General features: G+C 65.1%; 9 protein-coding genes. 6 read left to right on the top strand and 3 right to left on the bottom strand.

The annotated features are described in order from the left end of the window. Nucleotides 1-55: 55 nt before the first annotated feature. Nucleotides 56-187 (bottom strand): hypothetical protein, encoded by a 132-nt coding sequence (locus ADBZ6I_RS16040; protein ID WP_526385577.1) that lies wholly within the window; start codon nucleotides 185-187, stop codon nucleotides 56-58. 133 nt (nucleotides 188-320) lie between these two features. On the opposite strand from ADBZ6I_RS16040, the gene ADBZ6I_RS16035 reads away from it, so the two are divergent. Beyond that, complete coding sequence (locus tag ADBZ6I_RS16035; RefSeq protein ID WP_526385575.1) at nucleotides 321-548, top strand: antitoxin MazE-like protein; 228 nt, start codon at nucleotides 321-323, stop codon at nucleotides 546-548. Next, nucleotides 545-874, top strand: coding sequence for a type II toxin-antitoxin system PemK/MazF family toxin (locus ADBZ6I_RS16030; protein ID WP_526385573.1), 330 nt, complete (start codon nucleotides 545-547; stop codon nucleotides 872-874). The genes ADBZ6I_RS16035 and ADBZ6I_RS16030 overlap by 4 nt, the downstream gene beginning before the upstream one ends. 195 nt (nucleotides 875-1,069) lie before the next feature. Here the strand turns inward: ADBZ6I_RS16030 and ADBZ6I_RS16025 are convergent, their stop codons facing one another. Continuing rightward, nucleotides 1,070-1,501, bottom strand: a complete 432-nt coding sequence (locus ADBZ6I_RS16025; RefSeq protein ID WP_526385571.1) for a DUF4174 domain-containing protein — start codon at nucleotides 1,499-1,501, stop codon at nucleotides 1,070-1,072. An 89-nt stretch (nucleotides 1,502-1,590) separates the two neighbouring features. On the opposite strand from ADBZ6I_RS16025, the gene ADBZ6I_RS16020 reads away from it, so the two are divergent. The 4 genes from ADBZ6I_RS16020 to ADBZ6I_RS16005 all read left to right on the top strand — a co-directional run bounded on the left by ADBZ6I_RS16020 (nucleotide 1,591) and on the right by ADBZ6I_RS16005 (nucleotide 4,355). After that, nucleotides 1,591-2,274, top strand: a complete 684-nt coding sequence (locus ADBZ6I_RS16020; protein ID WP_526385569.1) for a methyltransferase domain-containing protein — start codon at nucleotides 1,591-1,593, stop codon at nucleotides 2,272-2,274. A 66-nt stretch (nucleotides 2,275-2,340) separates the two neighbouring features. Beyond that, on the top strand, nucleotides 2,341-2,940 hold the full coding sequence (locus ADBZ6I_RS16015; protein ID WP_526385567.1) for a helix-turn-helix domain-containing protein: 600 nt from the start codon (nucleotides 2,341-2,343) through the stop codon (nucleotides 2,938-2,940). A gap of 94 nt (nucleotides 2,941-3,034) precedes the next feature. Then, nucleotides 3,035-3,793 carry a PhzF family protein gene (locus ADBZ6I_RS16010; RefSeq protein WP_526385579.1) on the top strand — a complete coding sequence of 253 codons (759 nt, stop codon included), beginning with the start codon at nucleotides 3,035-3,037 and terminating at the stop codon, nucleotides 3,791-3,793. A gap of 1 nt (nucleotide 3,794) precedes the next feature. Then, entirely contained in the window at nucleotides 3,795-4,355 is a 561-nt protein-coding gene (locus ADBZ6I_RS16005) for a hypothetical protein (RefSeq protein ID WP_526385565.1), read from the top strand. 106 nt (nucleotides 4,356-4,461) lie between these two features. On the opposite strand, the gene ADBZ6I_RS16000 is transcribed toward ADBZ6I_RS16005, so the two are convergent. Then, on the bottom strand, nucleotides 4,462-4,886 hold a 425-nt coding region (locus tag ADBZ6I_RS16000; RefSeq protein ID WP_526385563.1), incomplete at its 5' end, for a CBS domain-containing protein.

The raw sequence follows: 4,886 nt of genomic DNA, 5'->3' as shown, positions 1-4,886 counted from the left end.
TCAGCAGTCCGTCGCGGGATTCGGCAGGCATGCCGAGCAGGCTCTGCTCGGCCATCTAGGGCACGCCGAGATCACTGGCGCTGCGGGCCCACAGCCCATGCGGATCGTGCTCGCGCTGAATGCTCGGCACGACGGTGTCGCACAGCACCCGGAGCGTGGCGCGCTGAGCGTCGGCGAGTGTGGTCACGTCAGATCTTCCAGCATTGGCGTGAGGGTCCGATCAAGTCATACGACTGACTTACTTGACCACAGACCAGACTGCGCCGTTGGGCGATTCGTCGATCGAGGTCCACGCGCCAGTTACATGTAACATGACGTTCATGGCTAACCGTGACGTGGGGAAGCGCGTCGCCGAACACCGAGTTCGACTGCGTGATCAGGGATTGCGTCCCCTCCAAATCTGGGTCCCCGACACCCGGGCCCCTGAATTCGCCGAAGAGGCGCATCGTCAGTCGGCTTTGGCCGCTGCTACCGGTAGCGCGAGTGACGACCAGGCCTTCGTGGACGCCATCTCTCAATTCAACGACGAAGACTTTGATATTCAGTGAGACGCGGCGAACTCTGGACGGCCTCGGCCGGCCAAGGTTACGCGGGCAAGCCACGCCCGGTCCTGATCATCCAAGACGACCGATTCGATGCCACTGACTCAATAACATTCTGCCCCCTGACTACTACCGCCGCCGATATCCCATTGCTGCGAATCCCATTGCAGCCCAACAAAACCAATGGACTATCTGCCCCGAGCAGCATCATGATCGACAAGATCACCACGGTCCACAGGTCAAAGTTAGGGCAACGCGTCGGCAAGGTATCGACGACCGAGATGCTGCAGCTGGAGCGCGGGCTATTGGTCTACCTCGGTATGACCGGGTGACCATCACAGGGTGTGGCGCTCCCGCGTGATCAGCTCTCAAACCACTGGTGGCTACCACTCGTGCGAAGTACTGAACAACCGTACGGTTTTCGGATTTGCCATGAACGGCCTGGGGTGCAGCGGGACCGGTGCAGACGATCGCTTTTGTGGAGAAACGAGAAGGCGTCTGTTACCGGTCGTCGTCATTACCGGGCGTCAACACCGGCCTGGATCGGCGCCCATCTCGGCGCTCCGCATCGGCATGCCGTCGATCACGGCATAGACCGCCGGGAGGTCTGGCACGTCGTTGACACGCAACTTCTCGCCTCCGTCTTTGCCGATGAGCACCGCGCTGAAGGTGTTCGTGCCAATCCCGAACTCCGAGAACAACCGTCGGGCCTGGCCGGTGTCGACAACCTGTCCGTCGAGTGTGCTGGTGCCTTCGGTGACGATCAGGCCGAGCACCATGTCGCGATCCGCGAAGTCACATCGACTGGCCTCGATTCGACGCGACGTTTCAACCAGGCGCGGATCGTTCTCCGCGGGCGCGAACAGCAGCAGTGGGCGGCGCTGCCACAGGTAGTCACCCAGTTCCGCCGCCGCGGCCGCCGCCGGTGCGAGCGCAGCGCCGGCCGCCAGGATGATCACGGCGAGTGCGCTTCGGACGAATTGCCGGCAGGGGTGGGCCATAGTGCCAACCGACTCTATCGTGATCACCGAAAGGCGGTGTGGCTGCGATGACCGATGAGTCCGTCCCGGTCGAGGACCGCTACCACGGTTTCCCCGACGGATTCTTCACCCGGCTCGATGAGGGCGACGACCCTCTCTTCTACGGGCAACCGCGACTGGTGCAGCACATCGACGACGGCGCCATCGCGGCCGTGCGCGACCTCTATGACGAGCTCGGGCTGGACGGCGAGGTGCTCGACCTGTGCAGCTCCTGGGTGTCGCACCTGGCCCGGACCCCGCAACGGCTGGTCGTGCTCGGCATGAACGCCCTCGAGCTAGACCAGAACCCGCAGGCCCACGAACGGGTCGTCCATGACCTCAACCGCGAGCCCGCGCTGCCGTTCGCCGACGCCTCCTTCGACGGGGCGATGTGCACGGTCTCTGTCGACTACCTGGTCCGGCCCCTCGAGGTGTTCGACGAGGTGGCCCGGGTGCTGCGGCCCGGCGCGCCGTTCGTGTGCACCTTCTCCAACCGGTGCTTCCCGACCAAGGCGATCCGCGGTTGGCTCGCCACCGACGACGCGTTCCACGTGCAGCTGGTGGCCGAATACTTCCGCCGCTCGGCAGGCTGGGACCGGCCCCGCGCAGACCAGCGCCCGACGCAGTGGCCGGGCGACCCGCTCTTCGCCGTGTGGGCCCACCGCGATTTCACATTGGATCTCGTCCGTTCCGGGCTTGGTCGACCGGACTGAGGCAGTATGCCGACGCTACCGAAGCGTCTTGATGAGTCATCTAGATTAGACGTATAGTCCATCAGCATGGCAGTGGCTCGGCGCGACCATCGCCACCCGATTCCCGCGGACGTGGCGGCGGCGGCCACCGCCCTGACGACTCTGTTCCACCCCCATGTCGAGGTCGCGTTGCACGACGTCGCACGGGATCGCCTGGTCGCCATCTGGAACGCGTTCTCGGCCCGAAAGCCCGGCGAGGAGTCCCTGCTGGATCCGGAACTGCTCGCCGGTTTTCCCCAGGGACAGGTCCTCGGCCCCTACGAGCAGGTCGACCGGCAGGGCCGGCGACTGTCGTCGGTGAGCGTGCGCGTCGATGAGGGCCGAATGCTGTTGTGCATGAACTTCGACCGGTCGGCCATCGACTCCGCGGCACTGCTGCTGTCGGCCTTCGCGGCCGCGCGCGAGGAGAAGCCGGTGAACGGCCTGATCGAGGACTGGTGCCGATCGAACGGGGTGCCCCGGTCGGCACTGAGCCGCGAGGACCGCCTGGCTATCGTGGCCGATCTGGACAAGCGCGGTGTCTTCGACACCCGCAACGCCGCCGAACACGTCGCCGCCGCCCTGGGGGTGTCCCGGGCGACCGTGTACAACCTGCGCAAGGAACTGTCCCGATTGCGGGCCGCATGATCGAAGTCATCTCCCCTGACCAGCTCAGCGACGCGTCGAGCTGGCCGGACGCCGCACTGCGAGGGATCAATCTCCCATGACCGATATGACCGCGCTGGGAATCGAGGTCGCCGTACTTCGCGTATTCACTGACGCCGCAGGTGATTTCGGCAACCCCCTCGGAGTGGTCGATGCGGCTGCGGTTCCAACCCCGCGTCGGCAGGCGCTCGCGACCGAACTGGGCTACAGCGAGACGGTGTTCGTCGACCTGCCCGCCGCCGGCACCACCACTGCGCAAGCTTGGATCTTCACTCCGACAACCGAATTGTCCTTCGCCGGCCACCCCACGGTGGGTGCTGCGTGGTGGTTGCGTGAGCGCGGGACTCCTGTCGAGACACTGCAGGTTCCGGCCGGGGATCTGCAGGTCCGCTATTCCGATGACCGGACCGCAGTCGTGGCGCGGGCCGAATGGGGCCCGGAATTCGTCATCCACGCCCTCGCGTCGGTGGATCAGGTGCTCGCCGCCGACCCCGCCGATTACGCCGACGACGGCTACCACTACCTGTGGGCCTGGCTCGACCGCGACCGCGGGCACATCCGGTCGCGGATGTTCGCCAACGAACCGGGCGTGCCCGAAGACGAAGCCACCGGTTCGGCCGCGGTTCGCCTGACCGGTCACCTGCGCCGCGACCTCACCATCACCCAGGGCCGGGGATCGCAGATCCTCACCAACTGGCATCCCGAGGGGTGGGTGTCGGTCCAGGGCCGGGTGGTCAGTGACGGGATTCGTCGTCTTGGCGCTCAGCCGCCTTCGGTTGCCGCACCATCTGGTTCAATCGTCCCGATTATGCCGTTCGTCCCCGAGGAGCCCTGAAATGTCCGCTGTCGAAATCAAGCCCGTGCGTCCCCGCGTCGATGAACTCCTGTCGCGCTACGAAAGCGCGATCGGTGCGGATTTTCCCGGGTACCGCAACCATGTGTATCGCACCGTCACCTACGCGATGCACTTCCTGGGCGGCGCCGCCGAGGATGAGCCACTCGTGGAGACCGCAATGGTCTACCACGATATCGGGCTGTGGACCGATCACGAGTTGGCCTACCTGGAACCGTCGGAAGCCGTAGCCCTTGCCGACAACGAGAAATTCGGCTGGGGTCTGGACCCGGAGGCGCTGCGCGGAGCCATCCACTGGCACCACAAGGTGCTTCCTTACCGCGGGCCGCACGAGCGGATCATCGAGGCATGCCGGAAGGCCGACTGGATCGACGCCTCCAAAGGCCTGGTGCGCAAGGGCGTGAGCCGGACCGCCATCAAGGCCGTCGACGCGGCCTTCCCTAATCGGGGGTTCCACGCCACCCTGCTGCGTCTCGCGAAGGATTACGGCGGATCAACGCTCGTGGGCGGCTGGAAGGTTACCCGCGGCATCGTGAAATTGTGAGCCGCGCCGTTCTGCGGGACTCACGCTGACCCTTCCGTGCTACGACCTGGCGGCTCGGCGGACCCTTTCGACGACAAGTTCGGGGTGCGTAGAGGCGGCATCCGGATCAGGCTGCCGAGTCGCTGGATTGGAGTAAACGCTCGAGTACGTCGTTGAGCGTGATCAGCCCGATGACTTTGCCGGATTTTGTAACGGTGCACAGATGGCTGCGCTTCTCACGCATGATCCTCAACGCCTCATACACCGGGACGGAGACGTCGAGAGTCACGGTGGGTCGCATCAGATTTACAGCGGTGGTCTCCGCCTGCGCCTGAAGGCTGTCGCGGACATGTACGACACCATCGACGCGGCCGTTGCCGCGAACCAAAAGCCGCAGGTGCCCGGTTCGCTTGGCTGTCTCTTGAATCATCGCGCAGTCGGCTTCCGGCGCGACGCTACTCGGTTGAGCGTTGGGGCGGACCATATCCCCGACGGTGAGGGCCTGCAGTTCGAGGGCGCTGGTGAGATGGCCGTGATAGCGCTCATCCAGGG

It is taken from the genome of Mycobacterium sp., assembly GCF_044342925.1.
Classification (GTDB): domain Bacteria; phylum Actinomycetota; class Actinomycetes; order Mycobacteriales; family Mycobacteriaceae; genus Mycobacterium.
Note: the sequence above shows the minus strand (reverse complement) of the source record. Positions and strands in the feature narration are given on the sequence as shown.